Here is a 21,311-nt window from a genome sequence, read left to right as displayed (position 1 = left end):
TTAACTCGCGCCTTTTTTGTGGAAGTTGTCACGATACGTTTTTGGCGAAATGCCGTAATGCTTTCGAAAATGGTGACGCATCACATCACCATGTTGAAACCCTGCGTGTTCAGCAATGTTATCAATGCTTAAGTCGGATGATTCTAAAAGGCTTTTGGCTGCGTCTAATTGTTGGTGACTGAGCCACGATTTGGGCGTGATGTTGAAATTGGCTTTGAATTTTCGGTCGAAATTACGGCGTGACATATTCGCTTTCTGCGCGATTTGGTCAATGTTAATGCCCTCATGCAAGTGCGCTTTCGCCCAATCTAAAGCAGAAGCAAATACGCTGTTAGGTTGAGCGACAGGGGTTTCTGCAAATTGCGATTGCGCGCCTTTGCGATGCGCTGAAAGCACCAATCTTCTGGCCACGCGGTTTGCGGTGTCGTGACTGTGATCTTGACGAATAATTTCAAGACTCAAGTCGATAGCCGCAGAGCTTCCGGCAGAGCAGCCAATAACGCCATCAAACACATAAAGCACATCTTCTCGATAAGTAATGTGAGCGAATTGCGCCTGAAACGTGTCGGCATATCGCCAGTGCGTGGTCGCTTCCCGTCCGTGCAATAACCCCAGTTTCGCCAGTAAAAACGCCCCAGAACAATAAGAAATAATACGCTTTTGTTGCTGAAAAAAATCGGTGATGGCGCTTCGGATATTGTCGGGGATGGAGCGGTTGTCGGTAAACCAGCTTGGCACGATCAGTAAATCAAATTCGCTAAGATCATCAATGGCATGCACGGTTAGGCTTGTACCTACATTGGTCGCAACCTGATCGTAACCAAATGCCACAAGCTGGCAGGAGTACCAATGTTCAAATTCTGGGCGAGGTAGGGCAAAAAGCTCCATCGCGCAAGCAGCTTCAAACAAACTCATATTCGGGTAAGCAAGCACAGCAATATTTGTCATATTGGCTAAAATTTAATGAATGTTGTCTTTTAAGCCAATTCTACAAAAAAACAAAACAATTCATACTGCAATCTACATCAATTATTTTCTTGATTGGAGATTTAAATGGGTTCAGTTGTTACTCGTATTCCTGCGGCTGAGAGCCAACGTGCACTTGCACATTTTCAAGCCTTGTTGGAGTTTGAAACCGATTGTTGGGATGTGCATTTTGCCTTAACAAATGGGCGTCAAGACTTTGTTTTAATAGATGTTCGTGCGCAATCCTGTTTTGAGGCGGGTCATATTGAAGGCGCTATCAATATTCCTCACAAAAATATTGATGAAGTTCGATTAGCAGACATCGAAAAATCCCAATTGATTGTGGTGTATTGCGCTGGACCTCATTGTAATGCAACAGAAAAAGCGGCCATACGCTTGGCAACATTGGGGCGTCCGGTGAAAAAAATGATTGGCGGCGTAACCGGCTGGCTCGATGAAGGCTTTACGTTAGTTTAAAGTGAGTTTCAGCATCATTGCTTAAATTGTACCTAAATTGTATCTAAATTGGGTAGGTAAAATCGGGCTATACTAAACTGAAATATAGCCCAATTATTGTAAGAATCTTAAGGTAAATAAATTGACGTTAAGACAAAAGGTGAGACACATCGTCGATGATGTGAATAATCCATTAGGTCGTGGTTTCTCTCTTATTATTCAACTGCTCATTTTAATTTCATTACTTGCATTTTCCCTAGACACATTGCCTGATCTTACCGACGCGCAACGCGACATTTTAATGTATATCGAAGTAGTGTCCGTAGTGGTATTTACCATTGAATATATCGCTCGAATATATGCAGTTGAACAACGTTTAAAATACATATTTAGCTTTTATGGCATCGTTGATTTATTGGCAATCCTGCCATTTTATTTAGCTTCGGGATTGGATTTAACATCTGCAAGGGCGTTGCGCTTTGTGCGTTTGTTTCGCATCCTCAAATTACTGCGTTATAACAAAGCGCTTGATCGTTTTCATCGCGCACTCAGCATCGCTAAAGAAGAAATCATATTGTTTGTTTTTATTGCCACCATCCTTTTGTATTTATCTTCGGTGGGTATTTATTACTTTGAGAATGAAGCTCAGCCCGAGCACTTTAAATCCATTTTTCATAGTTTATGGTGGTCTGTTACTACGTTAACAACCGTAGGATATGGCGACATGTATCCGATTACCGCAGGCGGTAAGCTATTTACTTTCATCGTGTTAATGATTGGCCTTGGTGTGGTTGCTATTCCTGCTGGTTTGATTGCGTCAGCGCTATCTAAAGTTCGAGATGAAGAGGATAAAGGTAGGCTTAATCGTTGAAGCAAAATAAAGAACGTTTCGATGTGCTGAACAACGCACCTTCTGATGAGGGATGAAAAGTGAGTCCATTTGTTTATTGTTAAAATAATGTAATTTATTTGTTGAGTTGTTACGCTTTTTGGGTATAACATTTCTCAAGGCTTATTTAGGCCTATTTTTTAATACTGAAATGAAAGCGCTTTCATATGTGCAGGTAGCACTGCGTTGGACCTCGTGAATCCAGCGAAACCAGAGGAATAGTCGCCATTTCAACGGTGGTTTCACGTTTGCCACCGATTGACGGCAAAATTAACATGAATTTAACGAGGAGCAGGATATGCTATTAAGAACAGCAACCCTCGCCACCACGATATTATGCAGTCAAATTGGTCATGCCGCTGTAATTGGTTATGGTCAAGGGTCGATTTCCGACACTATTAATCCCGCCAGCCATAAATGTGTGGTTGATCACGGGAACTGGATTTTTAACGCCGGCGTTGTACGGCCCGCTATTGCAGGTTGTAACGGCGGTGTCCCCGTGGGGCAAGCTGAAGCGATTGTCCCACAATTAGTTTCTCCCGCATCTGAACAAGTAACAGCCGCACACCGCTGGTGGGGGTCGATCGCTTATTTTGGGGAGATGAAAACCAACAACCCTGACGATGCAGGTCATATCACTTCGGACCCATTCACCTTACGAGTGACTGAAAAAGGCGTGCGTATGATGAGCATTCCGGGAGGCTTACAAGCTATAGACAGTATCAACGTTGGCTTGTTAACACCGGATCCTTTCGCGGAAGTATTTGACGGTATTGCTGTTGGCAATAGCGCGTTTAGTAATATGGAAGCGGCGATGAAAGATCACAGCGATGGTTCTGTGACGGTGCAATGGAGTCATCAAGGTCAAGCGGTAATGGAAGCCACCTTTGTGCATGGCTCGCCGTATGCTTACTTCACAACCCACCAAGGCAATTTAGTCATTCGTAGCAAAGCGGGTACTGAAGGCGGTGAAAAAGGTGTTTTCTATCAGCAAGATAACACGTTAGGTATGTGGACAGACGTTGCCGGTAATCGCGGTAGCTTTTTGATTGTGGGTGATGGCCCAACATCATTTTCTGGCGTCGATAGCCAAGCGGTTCAAGTTAACAATAGCAGTAACCGTTTAACCGTTGCTTTATTACCTATTGGCGATGAAACTCCGTCAGGGCAGATGATTCAAGACTTTAAGCAATATGCCTTGAATAAAGTTGATAAGGTTAACATCAACTACAGTGTAAACCGCGCTAACAACAACGTAACGGTAACGCATGAGTATGTGAATGCGGCGGGTCAGCCAGTGAATAGCTTGGTCGGAATGATGCCAATGCACTGGAAAAACTCGTCACAGCCGGTTAGCCAGTATCAAACCCGCAGTGCGCGTGGGATGATCAAATACGCGGCGACTAACGGGTTTAGTTACGACATTCCGTACCTTGGTGTGTTGCCATTCTTCCCGAAAGATTTAGGCGATGTTGATCCGGGCACGTTACAAAACTTGGTGAATGAGTTTATTGCCCTTGGTGAAGACAATTGGGATTCGGGTTATTCCGATACCTATTGGGCACCTAAAACGTATGCAAAAGTGGCTGAAGTTCAGGCCATTGCACGAGACTATGGTTTAACCGCACAAGCCGACCAATTGCTTAACTTCCTTAAAGCGGAACTCGCGGATTGGTTTACCGCCAATAACAACGGCACATTAGACGCGAGCAAATACTTCTATTACGACCAACAATGGAATACTTTGCTTGGCTTTGATGAGTCCTTTGGTGCACAGCAGCAGCTTAACGATCACCACTTCCATTATGGCTACTTCGTGCGTGTTGCCGCTGAAATCTGCCGCGTTGATGCCAATTGGTGTTCAGATTCTCAGTACGGTCCGATGGTGGAATTATTGATCCGCGATTATGCTGCCGGACGTGACGACCCCATGTTCCCGTACCTACGTCATTTCGACCCCGCTAACGGTTTCTCGTGGGCATCGGGTCATGCGAACTTCGTGCGTGGTAACAATAACGAATCGACTTCAGAAGCTGCAAACGCATACGGCGCAATGGTGCTTTACGGCATGATCACCAATAATCAAGACTTGGTTGATCGTGGTATGTACTTGCATGCATCTACCATGGAAAGTTTCTGGCAGTATTGGAACAACATCGACCGTCATTTAGGCCAACCGGCGGATCATGACAACTTCCCATCGAGCTTCACGCGTCCAACCACTTCTATTATTTGGGGCGATGGACACGTTTTCTCTACGTGGTTCAGTGGTGCATATGCACACATTTTAGGTATTCAAGGCTTGCCGCTTAATCCATTGGTTATGCATTTAGGTTTGTATCCTGATTACTTAAAAGATTATGTCGCGCTTGGCTTGAGTGAGTCATCTAATGGCAGACCTTCGGGGCTACCAGCCGATCAGTGGCGTGATATTTGGTGGAACATTTGGGCGTTGACCGATGCCGATGCCGCCATAGCCGATCACCAAAGCATGAACTTTAACTACACACCGGAAACTGGTGACAGTAAAGCGCATACGTATCATTGGATACACACCATGCGGGGCCTTGGTCATATCGCTAACGGAAAGGGTAACTTAACCGCAAACGACCCGATGGCGTTAATATTTAACAAAAACGGCGGGAAAACCTACATTGCTTATAACTACGGAAGCAGCGTAAAACGCGTTGAGTTTTCCGATGGCATGGCAATGAATGTTGCTCCGGGATCATTTGGTATTAAGCGCCCGGGAGATAACCCTGACTCGCCAAATTCGGATCAACAAGCGCCTTCACAACCCGGCAATGTATCGGTTGGTAATGTGACGCAATCTTCAGCACAGCTAAATTGGTCTGCTGCTTCCGATAACGTTGGTGTAGCCGGTTATCGCGTAAGCTTTGCACAAGGCTCTGGCTCGTCAAGTGTTTCAGGCACATCTGCAAACCTAACGGGATTAACAGCCGGTACGAACTACCAAGTATTAGTGCGTGCATTTGATGCGGCAGGTAATGAATCGAGCGCAGCACAAGTGCAATTCACAACACCTGCATCAAACGATAATCAAGCACCAAGCGTACCGCAAAACCTCACACTGGTGAATCAAGATGGTGGCAATGTGAGCCTAAGTTGGCAGGCCAGTAGCGACAACGTTGCCGTCAGCAGCTATCGCTTATACCAAAACGGCTCCGTGGTGTCTCAAGGTGCAGCGTTATCCGCACAAATTAACGGTTTAGCACCGGGATCATATGCCTTTAACGTGAGTGCAGTGGACTCATCGGGTAACGAGTCAGCGACCAGCAACACCGTGAATGTAGTTGTCGATAACAATGCTAGTAGCAGTCAATTCACTTTTGAAGGCAGCTTGCCCAATGGTTTAATTAATGGTCAACCGGTTACTTACCAAGCGACCGCTAGCTTCAATGCGGCAACGTCAATGGTAACAATTGAGTTTGTTTCTAATACCTTGCTCGATACCGTTTGGGCATTCGATCCGGGCTTTAACGACTTAACTCAGCTTTCTGGTACGCATTTTAGTGTCGATATTCCCGGCTACAGTGCAGGGCAAACCATTAATTGGTACTTTGTTGCCAGAACCGGTGAACAACAGGCTGATAACGTAACAGCGCAACATAGCTGGACCATTGGTGCAAGCAGCGCTGATTCTGTTGCGCCTTCCACACCTGCTGGTTTGTCGATTAGCGCGCAAAACGGCGGTGACGTCACACTACAGTGGAATAACAGCAGCGATAACGTTGGTGTAACAGGCTACAAACTCTACAGCAATGGTGCTTTCGTATTGCAGACAGGGGCGACGAGTGCAAGTGTAACGGGCCTAGCAGATGGTTCATATAACTTCACCGTGTCGGCAATTGATGCGGCAGGTAATGAGTCAGCACAAAGTAGCGCAGTGAATGTTAGCGTTAGCTCAGCATCGACTTTCGATTACCAAGGCAATTTGCCAAATGGCTTAATTGATGGTCAACGTCTTAGCTACAGTGTTACCGGTAGCTTTAATGCTGGAACGGGCGTTGCGACTTTCGTATTTGAGTCTGCTCAGGCTTTAGATGAAGTGTGGTTCTACAACCCCGGTTTTAACAACATGACTAAAGAATCGTCTACACGATTCTCGGTTCAAGTTTCGGGTGCACAAGCCGGACAAACCATCCAGTGGTATTTTGTTGCTCGTAAGAGTGGGCAACAAGCCGATAACGTTACAGCACAACATCAGTGGACGTTATAACGTTTTCCATTAGGTAAATGTAAGTAAAAGAGCGATGCGAATTGTGTTTTCCCGCATTGCTCTTTTTATTCCTTTTTTTCTTTTTTCTTTTTTCTTCCTACCTTTCCTGTTTATTTTTTCTCTGCTTTTTAAACCTGGCAATAACAGCCTTGTGCTTCATGCATGATATTCGCTCCAATTAGATGATCTTGGCTGGGAATGAACTTCTCAACAATACCTTCATTGGGACTGCAATATAAACCGGTAGAGTAGGGGCCTAAATAGCTTAATTGGGCATTTTTATTAAACACTGCCACAGCCGGAATAGAAGGAATAAAGGCTTTCAGCGCCAGCAATTGGTTAAGTGAAACTTGCACATTATTGTAGGATTGTGCGCTTGCTCGTTGCTTGACTGAGTTAATATGACGCTGGGCAATTTGAGCACAAACACAATGCGCCTGAGTGAAATGCACAACCGTATTATGCACATCAATACCATGCCGTATAAGTGTATCTCGTAAGCGGTTGTCGAATGTCATGTCAGCCATATTTGAAGCTAATTCGCTATGAGGGTCGAAAGGCGATATTTTTGACATCGCGAAATACAACACCGCCGCGAGCAGCGACGATGTCCAAACCAAAAGAAGAGAGGTTGTTGCACTAAACTTCAAAGCGAGCCAGTTCTTGATTCAATTTTTCAAGACTTCGGTGTAACTCTGTAAAATGCTCACTTACAGAAACCGTATAGCCTTGCAGCTTATGTGAACTCTGGGTGAGATTGTGGGTTGAATCGGTAATATTGGATGACACCTTCGCTTGTTCATCGACCGCGCTGGAAACCAAAGACATATTCTCAGACACGCTTTCAATGCTCATTACCACGCTATCTATAATGCCGCAGGCTTTGTTTGACGAAACCGCCGTCGTTTCAGCTCGTTCTAAACATCCATGCATTTGCTCGACTGACTTGCCCGCATCAGTAATCAAAGAGGCTGTAATGCCACTAATTTGCTCGGCGTTATCCCGAGTACGCATAGCAAGTTGGCGCACTTCGTCGGCAACCACTGCAAAACCTCGTCCATGCTCCCCTGCTCGTGCGGACTCAATTGCGGCATTCAATGCTAATAAATTGGTTTGATCAGAAATACCCTTGATGGCGGTCATCACTTCTTCAATTTGATTGCATTTTTGAGCAAGCTCTTCAATAGTGTTTGATGCAGAGGAAAGCTCTGAGCGCAATTCAGCCATATCTTTGCTGGAATCTTGAATGATGGTTTTTGCCTCATCCGTATGTTTGAAGGCATCGCTGGCTAATGAGTCGACTTTCAAGGAGCTATTAGCGACATCGTTATTAGCCTGATTCATATCTTCCGTTGCTTGCACAATAAGGCTAATCATATCGCTGCTTTCAGTCGTAGATTGGTTCACATTATGGGTCATACTCGATACACCCGAGGAAAGATTAAATACTTCTTCTCCTACCGATTTTGCGTGCACAATAAACTCTGAGAAAGAGCCAATCAGGGTGTTGAAATGTTGTAATTCTGGGTTGTTTCTATCCATTTCAACGTTTAATTTGAAATGCCCATCGTTTTGCAGAATCTGCTTAATACAGTGAGAAACCTGCATGTTTGCCATGGTTTCGTTAAAACTGCTTTGAGCAAAGTAAATGAGCACAGCCCCTTCGATAATCGCGAAAAGTGCATGAATCACTAATAAGTAAAAAGCCAAGTTATCGGATTCGAAAATATAAGTTGGCATGCCTTGCACTTGCAAAATGAAGAACAGAATATGATGCACCGCGACAACGGCAACGCTCGACAAAATGACACGCCAATCCCGATAAAAACTCAAAAACGCCAGCATCACGAATACTTCAAAGTGCATTTCGGTCATGCCGTAGGTTTGTTGGATATGCAACGCGGTAAAAATTTGAGTGGCGATACCGACAGTGTGACGAGTGGCAGCCGCATAGGGTTGCTTAAATATGAGGTACAACGGCAGTGCAATAGTTGCCATTCCAATTAAAATCGCCTCAGTCCATGTTTCGGTAAAAAAGGCGATAAAAAAACTTAACACTAATTGCCCCAAAAGAGCGCCGACGAAAATTTTGTTGGCGCTGCCAATCCAAGGGTAAATCATAATACTTTGCTTCCTTAAAACTGCTTAAAACCGCAATACACGGGTGACGTCTATTTTGTGTTGCTACAAAGTTTATAAAGGCTTAACGCCTCGCCAGATACTTGACTTTGTAGCGTTTTCTGGCGCGTGAAAGTCGTTCTTAGGGCTCTTTCTTCTGTGACAATGGGCGCTTTTCCGATTCATCAACGTGCAGTTGAAATACATCGGGGCGGGCATAATGACCCGAAACATCGAAGTCATAGCGAGCCTTAACAATGTCGTCTAAATCAATTTCTGCGCAAATCAGCCCTTCTTCGCCATAAAGTGGCCCTGCAAGCACTTCACCCATTGGCGAAACAATAACACTGCCTCCGCGAATCAATGGTTTATCTTGAGGCCAATCGGCTTCAAGCCCTAAGTTTTGTGGGGCTTCTAAAAATTGACAAGCGCTGATAAGGAACATACGTCCTTCATAAGCGATATGTCGCATCGAGGCTTGCCAAATATCCCTATCATCAACAGTGGATATACACCAAGTATTCACGCCTTTTGCATACATTGTGGTGCGTAGTAGCGGCATGTAATTTTCCCAGCAAATCGCGCTACCCAGTTTTAGGGTTTTAGTGGCAACAACGGGAAGTGTCGAACCATCGCCTTGCGCCCATATTAAACGCTCACTTGCCGTTGGCATCAGCTTGCGGTGAATATTGGTTAATTCACCTTCAGGAGAAATAAACACGGTGGCGCAATATAAAGATGAATGACGACGCTCAATAATTCCGATAACGAATTGCGTGTGTGTACGTTTTGCTAGCTGACACATTTGTTTCAATTCTGGGCCATCTAAATCAACGGCTTGTTCCCAATAAGCTAGGAAGTCTTCTCTTCCTGAATCGGTTCGAAAGCCTACTTTGGTGCCGAAGTCCTGACCTTTAGGATAACCGCCAAGTAATGCTTCGGGCATGACAATTACCTCGCAGTTGGCATCGGCAATGTGTTGTTCATAGGAAAGAATTTTACTGACAGTTGCTTGTTTTGATGCAATGGCGCTGCCAATTTGCAATGCGCCTACCTTGGTTTTGGTCATGAGATTATCCATTGTTGTATAAATGACTAGGTTAAAGACTGAAAAGAGAGCATTGTCTAGACCTCGTTAGCATCAAAGTCATTACACCTTGTCGGCAGAACTTAAGCTTTGCTGGCATTTAACACTGATTAGTCTAATCGACTTTAGAGGGACTTTGACTTGATTTGTATCAAATTTGGAAATACCGCTCAATATCAGCGCCAAAGGTGTTGCAAATGGTCAATTTTTTTCATTATTGATAATGGCTTATGTGCCCGCATATTGGGTAAGTTAGTGAAGCGTTTTAAGTATAACGCCTCAGTTATTGCAATAACTTAACTTCAAGGCAATATTTTTTAGGCGGAATATTCAATAAATAAAACCTCAAAGGAGCTATTTCATGCAACAAATTCAGAGTGCGGGATTACTCAAAAGTGCATCATTTATTGATGGACAATGGTGTGAATCTGAGAACCAATTCGATGTGGTTAATCCATTTGATAATCATCTACTTTGTCGCGTTGCGGATGCTGGGCAAAAAGAAGCTGAATCAGCGGTAATCGCCGCCAAAAAAGCACTGAAAGAGTGGGCGGCGAAATCTGCAGCTGAGCGAGCTGAAATATTACGTAATTGGTTTGATTTAATTCAAGATAATCAATCCTTACTTGGCCGCTTGTTAACACTTGAGCAAGGTAAACCTTTGGCTGAAGCTGAGGGAGAAGTGGGGTATGGCGCTGGATTTATTGAATGGTTTGCAGAAGAAGGTAAACGCGTTTATGGCGACACGATACCCGGCCCAGCACAAGACAAACGCATTGTCGTGATTAAACAACCTGTTGGGGTTGTAGCCGCTATTACTCCGTGGAATTTTCCTAATGCCATGATTGCCCGAAAAGCAGCGGCGGCTTTGGCGGCGGGGTGTACTTTTGTAGTTAAACCAGCGGCAGAAACACCACTATCCGCGCTGGCATTAGCTGAATTGGCGCAACGCGCGGGCATTCCCGCAGGCGTTTTTAATGTGGTGGTTGGTAAAGACTCTTCGTCTATTGGGCGCGTATTTACACAGCATCCTGATGTTGCAAAATTCACGTTTACCGGTTCAACGCAAGTAGGCAAGATGTTGGCAGAACAGTGTGCCGCTGACTTAAAGCGGGTATCACTGGAGCTTGGAGGCAATGCACCTTTCATCGTATTTGAAGATGCCGATATTGATGCGGCAGTAGAAGGTGCGATTCAATGCAAATATCGCAATGCGGGCCAAACGTGTGTGTGTGCCAATCGTCTATTAGTCCAAAGCAGTATCAAAGATGTGTTCGAAGAAAAATACATTGCCGCAGTACAAGCATTAAAAGCGGGAAATGGATTGGAAGAGGGGGTCGATCTTGGGCCGCTCATCAGTCAAAAAGCGCTTGAAAAGGTTGATGAGCTGGTACAAAGCGCGCGTCAGGAAGGAGCGACCGTGCGTTTAGGCGGTGAAAAACAAGGCAGTAGCCAATTTTATCCTGCAACCGTTATTTCTGATGTCGATACCAAAATGAAAATTGCTCAGAGTGAAATTTTTGGGCCTGTTTCACCGATCATTAGTTTTACTTCCGAGCAAGACGCCATTCGCATCGCGAATGACACTGAATATGGATTGGCTGCCTACTTCTATGCACGAGATATTGGACGAGTGTGGCGAGTGGCCGAACAGTTGGCGTATGGCATGGTAGGAATTAACGAAGGGATCGTGTCTAACGTTGCTGCGCCGTTTGGAGGCGTTAAGCATTCAGGTTATGGGCGAGAAGGCTCGAAGTATGGCTTAGATGATTATCTCGACATTAAATATTTGTGTTTTAGCGGCCTAAATACGTAGTTTTCTACCGAACAATATAAGGGGAATAAATGACACAAGCGTTCAGAATCATGATATTAGCCGTTATGTTGGTGACGCTTTTGGGTTGTTCCCCGAGCAATAAGCTTGAACGTATTGTGATCGCGACCACACCTTGGTTGGGGTATTACCCTCTGTATTATGCGGATGAAATTCAATTAGATGAGCAACTAGGGATTGATCTGGAAATCATCGAGAATTTATCAACCAATGACTTTCGACGCTCTATCGTTAAAAGTTACATCGATGGATTTGCGAGTTCGATTCAAGGCGTGAGTCAGATAAACCAGATATTAACCACACCGTTAGACCTTGTTTTATTCACCAATTTTTCCAGTGGCGGGGACGTTATCATTGCCCGTAAAAGTATTACTGCTTTGTCTGAGTTGGAAGGGAAACGGGTTGGGTTTCGTCGCAACGAAATTAGTCATTTTGTCGCGCTTAATGCACTTAAATTAGAAGATTTGACCGAAGACGATATTCACCACATAGAAGCGAATCCGTTAGATGCGGTAGAAATGTTTGAACGGCGAGAAATAGACGCTTTTGTTACTTATCCACCTATATCAATTTCTTTGCTAAAAGACCCCGATTTACATGTGATTTTTACCAGCAAATCCTTGCCGATACCGGTACTTGACTGCATCGTATTTAAAGGTGATAGAAGCGAAAGTAAACAACAAAAATTAATTCAGTTGTGGGATGCCGCAATTAAGAAAATACGTTCCCAACCTAACGCCTATTTGCAGTTTCTTTCTTCCCAGTTAGGGACAACGATGCCAGAAGCTAAGAAAAATTTGGAGGGAATTACCCTATTAACTTTGGATGAGCAAAAAGGGCTGTTTTCGTCGCCCGAACAAATTAAAGAAATACTGCTTCGAGCCTGCGAAGTTAGTGGGACGAAAGCGAGTCTTTGTATTCGAGATTTGCACTTCATCCGGTTTGGAGGCCTACAACTTTAAACTTGACACTTTTTACTTTGTATAAATATCGCTCAATTATTTTCTCGCTTATTCGACTTTTATCTAAGTTTCAACGAGTTAAATTTGCGTTATGGTTGGGTTATCTTTTTCAGTGAAATTACTTTTGCTACCGTCAAACGATAAGAGAGTGTGAGCATGAAGTGGTCTATATCCACTAAATTTTTGATTCCAATGGGAGTCGTGTTTGTCGCATTTTTCTTCGCTCAATATTACCTAATCAATTCCTCTACCCAACAAATTCTTCTTGATAAAGCGCAAAGTCGAGCGCTAGACATGGCTGATGCAGCGGTTTTGGCGCTAGAAGCCGACTTAAAAGACAGCAATTTTGTACGGGTTGCTTCTAGTCTAGCGACTTCCGAAGATGTGGATTTTGTGATTTTTATCGACAAGCGAAAGGAACAAATTATTGCGTCCAGTAGCTTTAAATATCGCAAGAAGATAGAAGAGCTCCCTAGCGATCTGAAACGTCGAGTGCAATATGCCATGAATATAACTCAGTGGCAGTTTTTGCATTTGGGGAACAATGACTTTTGGTTTAGTTACAATATCCGCACCATTCCGGTAGGGGAAAACCGTATTCACACCTATCTGATGCTAACGAAGTGGAGCGGTGACTCCGTTAATCGCGCTATAGAGGAAGCGCGCTACATCCATTTTACCTATTTAGCGCTGGGCTGTTTTGGTATGGCGGTGTTGGGCTATATGCTGTTTCGACACGTTACCTTAAAACCATTGGATCGGCTCATTAACAGCATTCGTAAGCGACAAGCGGGGATGCCTTATGAGAATTTACCCATTAGCAGTCGAGATGAGTTTGAGGAGTTATCCACCTCGTTATGTCAAATGGCTGAGATTGAACGAGAAAGTATTGAAAGCATCGTTCGTTCCAAGAAAAAAGCAGAGGACATAGCGGCCTTAAAGTCAGCCTTTTTGGCAAATATGAGCCATGAAATTCGCACACCCATTAATGGCATTCTTGGGTTGGTTCAGGTTGCCCAAGAGTCTCGTAATCCAGACAAAAATCAACAATATTTGCAGAAGATATTCTTATCTGGACAAACACTCATTGGCATTATCAACGATATTCTCGACTTTTCTAAGTTGGCGGCGGGGAAGGTATCCATCGAAAATATTGAATTTTGCCCCGATCAACTAATTGAGCAAGTGTTTGAACTTTGTCAGAACAATGCTGATAAGAAAGATATTAAACTGGTGACGCGGCTTGCCCCAGATTTACCCCTTACACTTTGTTCCGATCCGCTTCGTTTACACCAAATCTTGCTAAACCTAGTGAATAATGCCGTGAAGTTTACTGAAAATGGCGTTGTTAGCATCAATATGGAAACAGAATTTAGGGACGAGAAGCTGTGGTTGTTAGTTAAAGTTGTCGACACTGGTATCGGTATTCCCGAAGAAAAGTGTGCGCAATTGTTTGAAGAATTTGTTCAGGTTGATGGCTCCACCACACGTAAATACGGTGGGACCGGATTAGGGTTGACCATTAGCAAAAACCTTGTTGGATTGATGGGGGGCGAAATTGGTGTTCGCTCGGAAGTCGGGCGAGGAAGCAGCTTTCATTTCGAAGTTCCTGTTGAAGTGGCGACGGAAATGCAGTTGCAAAAGAAATTAAAAGAAGTGCTTGCCCTTATTCGCGTTGAAAGTGATTTGCTGGATACCAGTAGTTTATCGAACCCAATGGTATCGCTGGTGAAACGGCTAGAAGCCTTTGGTAGAGGCGAAAGGCGCGTTTGCTTGTGCTCAATGCCACAGTATTTGTCTTATGGAACTGGCAATGACGCTTTCACCGTGATTCTTGGGGCAGATGATTGGACAGATAAACCGCTTGAGGGCGATGTTCACCCGTTGTACAGCCAAGTAAACCGCGAAAGCTTAATTAATCTGCTCTATAAAAATATTGTGGATACAGGAGAGGTTGAAGAACGTAACGAAAATGCGTTGCTGCCGCAAGAGGGAGAAACACAGCATGGCGTCTACAAAATTTTGTTGGTGGAAGATAACGACATAAATGCGGAAGTCATAATTGGTATGCTCGCCGGAAATCAACTAGAGATCCATCATGTTGAAAATGGTGCAGAAGCGGTTGCTTTTTTACGAGAGTCGAGCGTTGATCTTATTCTTATGGATGTGCAAATGCCGATTATGGATGGTTACTTAGCTTCCAAAACCATTCGAGAGGAGCTAAGCTTATTAACACCTATAATTGGTTTAAGCGCCAATGTGCTGCCAGAGGAAATCGAAAAGGCAAAAGCACATGGGATGGACGATTACCTTTCTAAACCGGTTATTAAAAAATCGTTATACAATAAAATTCAGCAATGGTTATCACATCGCTCTATTTAAGGTTGATTAAGTTACCGATTATTGGTCTTATTAACGGCTTTCAAAAACACGGGCTCTAAATTCCATGACGGTAAGTATCGACCTTATCTTCAAAGGCACACAACGTGACCTTTCTCCTCAAGCGAAGCAGCTCATTTTGGAGCAGGCTAAAAGCCTGACTTCTACTGATAATGAGCTGGTGCTCAAAATGGAAGTGAGGCGATTAATGTCAGCGTGTAATCGGGTCATCGATTTGCGAGGAAAGGTCGACGGGAAATGTGAAATTTATGATGTTGGCGGTGTCCGGCATTGTTTAGACGAAATCGCAAAAGAAATCTTCGATCAAAAGTTTAAGCTTTATGGTGGCTACACCATGGGCGTGTACGAAGCGGTACAACAAACTGAAAATAGCTACCGAGTACGATACCAAAAAGACATTGCGGAAGTGCTGCAAAGTGGCAATAAAATCCTCACGCGTGAAGGAAAAGCGGCGACGGTTACGGAATCTAAAATTGAAATCCATTACCCCGTGCCAGCGTATTGCTTTTCTGGGATTGAACGACGTCAATACGAACGCAAACAACTGGCTACTCCATTAGACGTTGTGACCGAATCTCATATGTACTTTGAGGCGCAAACCATTGATATTTCCTTGCAAGGGTTAAAAATCAAAACGCAAAACGATGTCGCGCTGTCACTGGGTGATAAAGTGGCGATTCAATTTACAGGGTTGGCTTCTGACTATGATGTCAATGATGTTAATGGAGAGTGGTATCGTATTGTTCATTTAAATCACGACGAAAACGAACGATTTATTGGCTTAAAGCGTGTCGATATGGAGCAGGGAGGAAAAGTTTCTTCGTTTTTCAATCAATTATTATCTGAACTTCAACCCGTCAAACACATCAACGTTAATCACACTTTATTCTCCCTGTATACCAAATCGTTTGAGCAATATTTTGTAAACAGTACGCAAACCATACCCGTTTTTGTGGAGTTGGTGGGCGAAACATTCGTACCGCGCTATGTGTTGTATAACGAGACCAACGCCAAAGCATTACATTATTGGAGCAAGGGAGGAGGCGAGCTTAACTTAAGTGGTGTTTTGTCTGAAGAGCGCTTAGTGAAAGGGGCATATTTTAATGTTGGGGCGCAGTATATCTATGTGTTTTACACCTTGAAAAATGCTGAACCAACCTACTACGTTGCTACTCAAGATGAGTTAAAAGCCAATCCTTTATTGCGCGATTCTTTCCTTGCCTTTGGCGCCCGACAGGTGAGTTGGCGTGTGTTTAAGTTAGAAGTGCTGCCGTTAAACAAGGCGTTATGTTACCGGCCTTGCACAACGCCAGACGCTCAAGATAATGCTGACTCAGTGATGCCAATACATAGTGAGGCGGTTGAGTGTATTTCTGATTTGGATTACGTAGCCTTACTGACCGATGTAACAGAAACGACAGCAACGCTTGATTACCATCAATACAAAGTGACACCAAAAGTCTTTAATGAGGTGAAGCGTTATCGCTGCCAACTTGATGATGTTCCTGCGTGTAAGGTGTTGCGCTTAGATGACCTTACCGGTAGCAAAAAGCTGACGAAAAATCCTTTTCCGTTACGCACAAAGGTTGAAATTGACGTTAATCAATCCGCGCAAGATAAGCTCCCAGATAAGGTTGATCGTATTCGTATAGAGGGGGTGTGTGACGATGCCTTACCTACGTTACTGAAAGTTGGATTTAAAGAGCCGACGCCATTGAGTGAAGGGCAGGTTGTTTTGGTCGATTTGCCGGAATTGAATGAGAAAACCACAAAATATAATTTATTGGCAATGCCTTATGATGTGGTCAAGATAGAAGGTGGTGGTCGCTTTCTTACATTGAAATCGCATCGTAAAAAGGGCTTGAGTGTACATCCGGCAGAGGCGTTCATAACACAATACAGCCGCTTTATTGCGGAAAAAGTGAGCGCTCAACGCAATGCTAAGTTGCCACCGGATTTGGGCGAGGCGCTAAAAAATATGTTTGTGAATGTGCAACGTAATTACGCAGCATATTTCAAACGGACTGGCAATTATCGTTTGCCAGCGGCAATAACGCGCCCACAACATGAAGGTGATTACCAAGCTATTTTCACTCACAATATCGCTGAAAACTTACATGCTTGTATGCGCAGTGTTTCTGCAATTTTTTCTGATAACGCTTACGATAGCCACTTTCTGATTACGCTGTTAAAAAAGCTTCCGGCTAAACCTAACGAAGCATTTCCCGGGTTTCGACCTTGTCAAAGTCATGAGTTGTTAATCGCGTATCAACCTCACTTGGACGACAATAACTTACGTTTAGTGACGCGTTTTGCGCATGAGTTCAGTACATTCGAAAATAAACGAACGTTTGTACAAAATGCGGTGGCTCATGGACGCTTTTTGGCATTATTTGTTACTGCCTCTCAGGCCCAGAATTTGAATTGGGAGCCGTTGCGAACCGAGCGGGGGTTTGCGCGTAAAAGTGCATCCGAAGCCTTTTCCCAGTTTGAAAGTGAGCTTCAACGTATTGTTGGCGTGGTTGAATTGGTTGATATTACCGAAGAAGTGCTAAGACGTTTAAATGTGGAAGTGTATACATCCTACTGAGTTTTAAATTGCTCTATAACCAGTTTTAGAGCGTTAATAGCGGTTTTGTGGTGGGATGTAAAAATAAAAAGCCGGTGTTTTTGTTGGATTTGAAAAAGCGGCTGTTTAATTAAACAACCGCTTTTTTGCTATCAAATCGCGTTAATTCAAACTTTGCCTAACAACTTAATGGTTGTGTTTGAAATAGCACTCGAATACGCAACATATTGAAAAATACGCTATTGAAAATGGATTAATTAATCAAATTTTCAGCGGCATCTTTGGCTAACTCAAGTTGGCTTTTTGATGCATTTTCATCAAGTAAAATAGCTTCAATAGCTGTCATTGCTTGTGCAAAAGACAGGTCTTTTACGCCATCATTATCGAAGTCAACAAGGTCCTGCAACTTAATGGCTCCATAGGCCATATTGAGCCACGCAACTAATGTATGCTGAACCGCGCGTTCACGCAAAGAGGCTTTCTTCAAGTCAATATATTGAGTCGCATCTTCAAGGTTATCCAAGATTAATGTTTCATCAAAGATGTCGGAAACAACCTTGATAATACTGAGCAAGTGTTGCAACTCTTCATCTTCTACTTTTTTACTGCCATTTCCTTTGCCGTTCCCTTTTGGCGCAAACTGTTGCTTCCAGAAGCCCAACCCTCTTAAGTCGCCATAAGCACCGCTGCCTAGTACGTAAATAATGCGTTGATCGGAACCCACTGCACCAAATGAATCTGTAACGGTAAGGGTTGCGGTATAAGTGCCATAGTTTAAGTAGCTATAAGGAGGCATCAAGTCTTCAAAGCGCATATCGCCATTGCCCATACTCCATTTTATATTGTGGGTATCGTTGGTATCAGGGTCGGTAAAGCTGCCATCAAAATTCGCATCTTCATTTGGGGAAACAAAAATGTCGGGACCCGCATCCACAATGGGAGGAGAGTTCACGAAGAAGTGTTCACAGTTAATGAAGGTTAAATTACCAACGGAGTCTAGGGCTTCGATATCGACGGTATGGATTCCCCCTGCCGACGAAACGGTTACACAGTACTCGCCAACATAAGCGCCGTTTCCAAGTGCTTGTCCACTGACTTCGGTTTGTACGCCATTGGGTTGGGTGACGATAAAGACTAATGATTCAACTGCGGTAGTGGGATCTGTTGCCAATACATTTAATTGAACGCATTGTCCTCTATCTGCAACGGGGAATCCGTCTACAATGGTTGGGGCAATAATAGGGTTTTCAGGGATCACAATTTCTGGGATGTCGTTATCCAAGATAAAGCTTGCGGGTTGCCCTGTTGTTGCGTCGATTGGGAATACGCTTGCGACGTTTCCAACTGCATCGGTGGCAATAATTTCCATTTGAATGCTCCCGGAAGGCGTTGAAATTGAGGGCGTATATTCCCACTCCCAAACACCAGACGCATTTTGCATGGCGTTGACTTCAACCACGCTTCCATCAGGCAAAGTAAAACGACAAACAACGCCAATGACGCCAGAACTATCGGAAATACCTACACGGAATTGACCCGTTGTACCACCTTTGAGTACGGGAATATCGATAGTGATTGGGCCCACATTGGGAGGCTCAGAATCTCTGGTTTTTAATGTGTATAGATTCACTTCATTTGGCAACAAAGTGACCACGGCGGAGTATCTCACTTTACCATCGGCAAGAATGCTTCGTTGACTTGAAAGTTCGGTGGAAAAGTTTTCTTCAATGAAACACACACCAGCACGGGCCGCGCACTTTTCTAGGTCTTGTTCCGGTGTAAGGGTAAATGAAATGACAGTTGTACCGCCATCTTCACCCGCCGTTACCGTTGCGGTTCCATCAGAGGAATACAAGGTTTGAACCACAATCCCTGTATCGGTTTCGCCGTTGCCAACAGTAAATACAGTGCCCGTTGTTGGGTCGGTTGCTGAATTGACGCCTGCTCCACCAATATCTGGGTCAAAACCAAGTTGATACGGTGTTCTTTGGCCGGGGTCAATGTTGGCCCTGAATTCAACAGTGCCATCGGGTAATACCATTACGGTAGTCTCGATGGGACCATTTTCACCATAGATTAAGCAGTTGTTTCCAACGCCACATAACGATTGGGCTTGCTCGGGTGTGAGTCGGAAAACAAGTTCTCCGTCGTCGTCATTGCTTACGTTGACTAATGGACGACCTGCTTCAGTGCCGGTTGCGAGCTCAGCCATTTCCCCTTCAAAGCTAATGCCAACACCGGTGATTGGTTCAATGGTGTTACTGCTGCTGATACCTGTAAATAGGAGTAGAGCATCGTTTGGCGCCCGGTTTCCGATTTGGTCTTGCGCGCTGAAATCGACGCGAATAACGGGTTCTGCGGTATTTTTGTCGAGCGACAAAGCGTACTCAGTTGAGAAAGGTTCGCTGTATAAGGTGTCAATTTGTGAAGCGTCTAGTAGGGATTTATCGTCAAAGTTTGATACGGCAATATCAAGTATTGTTGGTTCACTCATGGCAATAGCGCCATCAATAGAGAAGGTTTCCGCATCGAAATTGACGCTTCTTGCAAGGTAACTTGGGGCAACTGTATCGGTAACTTTGACATTGATGGTGTCGGGTTCACTCGGTTCGCCGTTTATGCTGGCAACTAGCTCAAACACCAAGTCATGCTCCATGTCCGTTACTTCTGGCGCAATAAAAGTAGGTTTAGCCGTAGTGGCACCAATGAGGGTCACTGGCGTGCCAGACACCTGACGCCATGCGTAGGTGACTTCATTCGGCCCGCTGCCTGTGCCATCTAATTCAACTTCCTCGCTCCCCTCAACTTGGATATCATCACCAGCGTTTGCAAAAACGTTGTTGATGGTGTAGCCGCCATATGTCACGCCGCCTTGAGAGTAGTTATAAAACGCAATGCTGCCTGTTTCAAATTCGCCGTCTATGTCTATTTCTAAGTTATTGTTTACATAAACTTTCAGGTTAGATTCTGTGTACTGGAATCGAAACGCGTAAGTGCGTTTTCTGGCCCATCCTGTGCGCCCTAAATTTTTCGCTCGCACTAGCTGAATAACGCCATTATTTAGGTCGGTACAGCTCGTATTATAATTTTGATGCGCCCAATACTCCCTAAGTTGGGGAATGCCAATGACTCTTGATAAAGCTAAACCTCGAAGTCCGACACCCGATGGCAGGCATCCTCCAGATAAACGTTGATCGGAACGCTTCCAATCCAACAGGAGGAAGTCGGCGTTAGGGTTGGTTAAATCTCCTTTTTTGTAACCGATGGCAAAACCAATGAAATCATCATCGGAAGATGAGTTAACACGGATGGTTCCGGTGATATCCGCACCTCTTATCGGGAAGTCGCTGTAAAACACGCTAGGATTCGTGTTGCTTGTTTGTGTTACGAATGTTCCGGTGTTATTCAAACTCCAGCTGGAACGCGTATTAATATAGTTTTCAACTTGCCACTGACGTAAATCAATAGGAACGGGGGTGAAACCGGTTGCAAAAGCAGTCGAACTGGAAACAACGACTGCGGTTAATACTATTCCAGAAGCTATTAATGCCACTGGTTTACGTTTTTTATATCTCACATTTATATCCATTCAATAAAAAATCAAAATGGATGGTTATATTATAAACCTTGTCGGTCAAGTGTGATGAAAGTTTAGCGGTATATGGAACTATCCAGTGAGAGAAATAATAGGTTAAAATAATTCACTAAAATAGTGTTATTCCAAAAAAATATAAAAGTAAATTTTGATTTTTAACAAAAGGTTAATATCGTTTCCCTTTAGAAAGGGGGT

General features: G+C 44.0%; 12 protein-coding genes. 7 read left to right on the top strand and 5 right to left on the bottom strand.

Annotated features, from left to right (window positions below):
- Positions 1-948, bottom strand: coding sequence for a GlxA family transcriptional regulator (locus HJG39_RS16850; protein ID WP_268411034.1), 948 nt, complete (start codon positions 946-948; stop codon positions 1-3).
- Between the two features lie 105 nt (positions 949-1,053).
- On the opposite strand from HJG39_RS16850, the gene HJG39_RS16845 reads away from it, so the two are divergent.
- From HJG39_RS16845 to HJG39_RS16835, 3 genes are all read left to right on the top strand, one after another.
- The gene (locus HJG39_RS16845; RefSeq protein WP_268411031.1) at positions 1,054-1,443 is read left to right on the top strand and encodes a rhodanese-like domain-containing protein; all 390 of its coding nucleotides are present in this window, start codon (positions 1,054-1,056) and stop codon (positions 1,441-1,443) included.
- Between the two features lie 139 nt (positions 1,444-1,582).
- Entirely contained in the window at positions 1,583-2,293 is a 711-nt protein-coding gene (locus HJG39_RS16840; protein ID WP_268411030.1) for an ion transporter, read from the top strand.
- A 316-nt stretch (positions 2,294-2,609) separates the two neighbouring features.
- Complete coding sequence (locus tag HJG39_RS16835) at positions 2,610-6,551, top strand: glycosyl hydrolase (protein ID WP_268411027.1); 3,942 nt, start codon at positions 2,610-2,612, stop codon at positions 6,549-6,551.
- A 128-nt stretch (positions 6,552-6,679) separates the two neighbouring features.
- On the opposite strand, the gene HJG39_RS16830 is transcribed toward HJG39_RS16835, so the two are convergent.
- The 3 genes from HJG39_RS16830 to HJG39_RS16820 all read right to left on the bottom strand — a co-directional run bounded on the left by HJG39_RS16830 (position 6,680) and on the right by HJG39_RS16820 (position 9,738).
- Entirely contained in the window at positions 6,680-7,126 is a 447-nt protein-coding gene (locus HJG39_RS16830; RefSeq protein WP_268411024.1) for a DUF6436 domain-containing protein, read from the bottom strand.
- A 64-nt stretch (positions 7,127-7,190) separates the two neighbouring features.
- Complete coding sequence (locus HJG39_RS16825; protein WP_268411022.1) at positions 7,191-8,672, bottom strand: methyl-accepting chemotaxis protein; 1,482 nt, start codon at positions 8,670-8,672, stop codon at positions 7,191-7,193.
- 139 nt (positions 8,673-8,811) lie between these two features.
- Complete coding sequence (locus HJG39_RS16820) at positions 8,812-9,738, bottom strand: carbon-nitrogen hydrolase family protein (protein WP_268411019.1); 927 nt, start codon at positions 9,736-9,738, stop codon at positions 8,812-8,814.
- A gap of 379 nt (positions 9,739-10,117) precedes the next feature.
- Here HJG39_RS16820 and HJG39_RS16815 point away from each other — a divergent pair, with 379 nt between their 5' ends.
- From HJG39_RS16815 to HJG39_RS16800, 4 genes are all read left to right on the top strand, one after another.
- Complete coding sequence (locus tag HJG39_RS16815; RefSeq protein ID WP_268411016.1) at positions 10,118-11,572, top strand: NAD-dependent succinate-semialdehyde dehydrogenase; 1,455 nt, start codon at positions 10,118-10,120, stop codon at positions 11,570-11,572.
- A 29-nt stretch (positions 11,573-11,601) separates the two neighbouring features.
- Complete coding sequence (locus HJG39_RS16810; RefSeq protein ID WP_268411013.1) at positions 11,602-12,552, top strand: ABC transporter substrate-binding protein; 951 nt, start codon at positions 11,602-11,604, stop codon at positions 12,550-12,552.
- Positions 12,553-12,708: 156 nt separating this feature from the next.
- Positions 12,709-14,934: a hybrid sensor histidine kinase/response regulator gene (locus HJG39_RS16805; protein ID WP_268411010.1), complete on the top strand. Its 2,226-nt coding sequence runs from the start codon at positions 12,709-12,711 to the stop codon at positions 14,932-14,934.
- Between the two features lie 64 nt (positions 14,935-14,998).
- Complete coding sequence (locus tag HJG39_RS16800) at positions 14,999-17,542, top strand: PilZ domain-containing protein (RefSeq protein WP_268411007.1); 2,544 nt, start codon at positions 14,999-15,001, stop codon at positions 17,540-17,542.
- A gap of 232 nt (positions 17,543-17,774) precedes the next feature.
- Here HJG39_RS16800 and HJG39_RS16795 read toward each other — a convergent pair whose 3' ends face one another.
- Entirely contained in the window at positions 17,775-21,098 is a 3,324-nt protein-coding gene (locus HJG39_RS16795; protein WP_268411003.1) for a PKD domain-containing protein, read from the bottom strand.
- Positions 21,099-21,311 lie beyond the last annotated feature (213 nt).

Origin of the sequence: Alteromonas sp. a30 (genome assembly GCF_026788005.1) — a bacterium.
Lineage (GTDB): Bacteria > Pseudomonadota > Gammaproteobacteria > Enterobacterales > Alteromonadaceae > Paraneptunicella.
Note: the sequence above shows the minus strand (reverse complement) of the source record. Positions and strands in the feature narration are given on the sequence as shown.

Excerpts from the sequence above, each read along its gene's own strand:
- HJG39_RS16850 (WP_268411034.1), bottom strand. The coding sequence starts at position 948 with ATGACAAATATTGCTGTGCTTGCTTACCCGAATATGAGTTTGTTTGAA.
- HJG39_RS16845 (WP_268411031.1), top strand. The coding sequence starts at position 1,054 with ATGGGTTCAGTTGTTACTCGTATTCCTGCGGCTGAGAGCCAACGTGCA.
- HJG39_RS16835 (WP_268411027.1), top strand. The coding sequence starts at position 2,610 with ATGCTATTAAGAACAGCAACCCTCGCCACCACGATATTATGCAGTCAA.
- HJG39_RS16830 (WP_268411024.1), bottom strand. The coding sequence starts at position 7,126 with ATGTCAAAAATATCGCCTTTCGACCCTCATAGCGAATTAGCTTCAAAT.
- HJG39_RS16825 (WP_268411022.1), bottom strand. The coding sequence starts at position 8,672 with ATGATTTACCCTTGGATTGGCAGCGCCAACAAAATTTTCGTCGGCGCT.
- HJG39_RS16820 (WP_268411019.1), bottom strand. The coding sequence starts at position 9,738 with ATGACCAAAACCAAGGTAGGCGCATTGCAAATTGGCAGCGCCATTGCA.
- HJG39_RS16815 (WP_268411016.1), top strand. The coding sequence starts at position 10,118 with ATGCAACAAATTCAGAGTGCGGGATTACTCAAAAGTGCATCATTTATT.
- HJG39_RS16810 (WP_268411013.1), top strand. The coding sequence starts at position 11,602 with ATGACACAAGCGTTCAGAATCATGATATTAGCCGTTATGTTGGTGACG.
- HJG39_RS16805 (WP_268411010.1), top strand. The coding sequence starts at position 12,709 with ATGAAGTGGTCTATATCCACTAAATTTTTGATTCCAATGGGAGTCGTG.
- HJG39_RS16800 (WP_268411007.1), top strand. The coding sequence starts at position 14,999 with ATGACGGTAAGTATCGACCTTATCTTCAAAGGCACACAACGTGACCTT.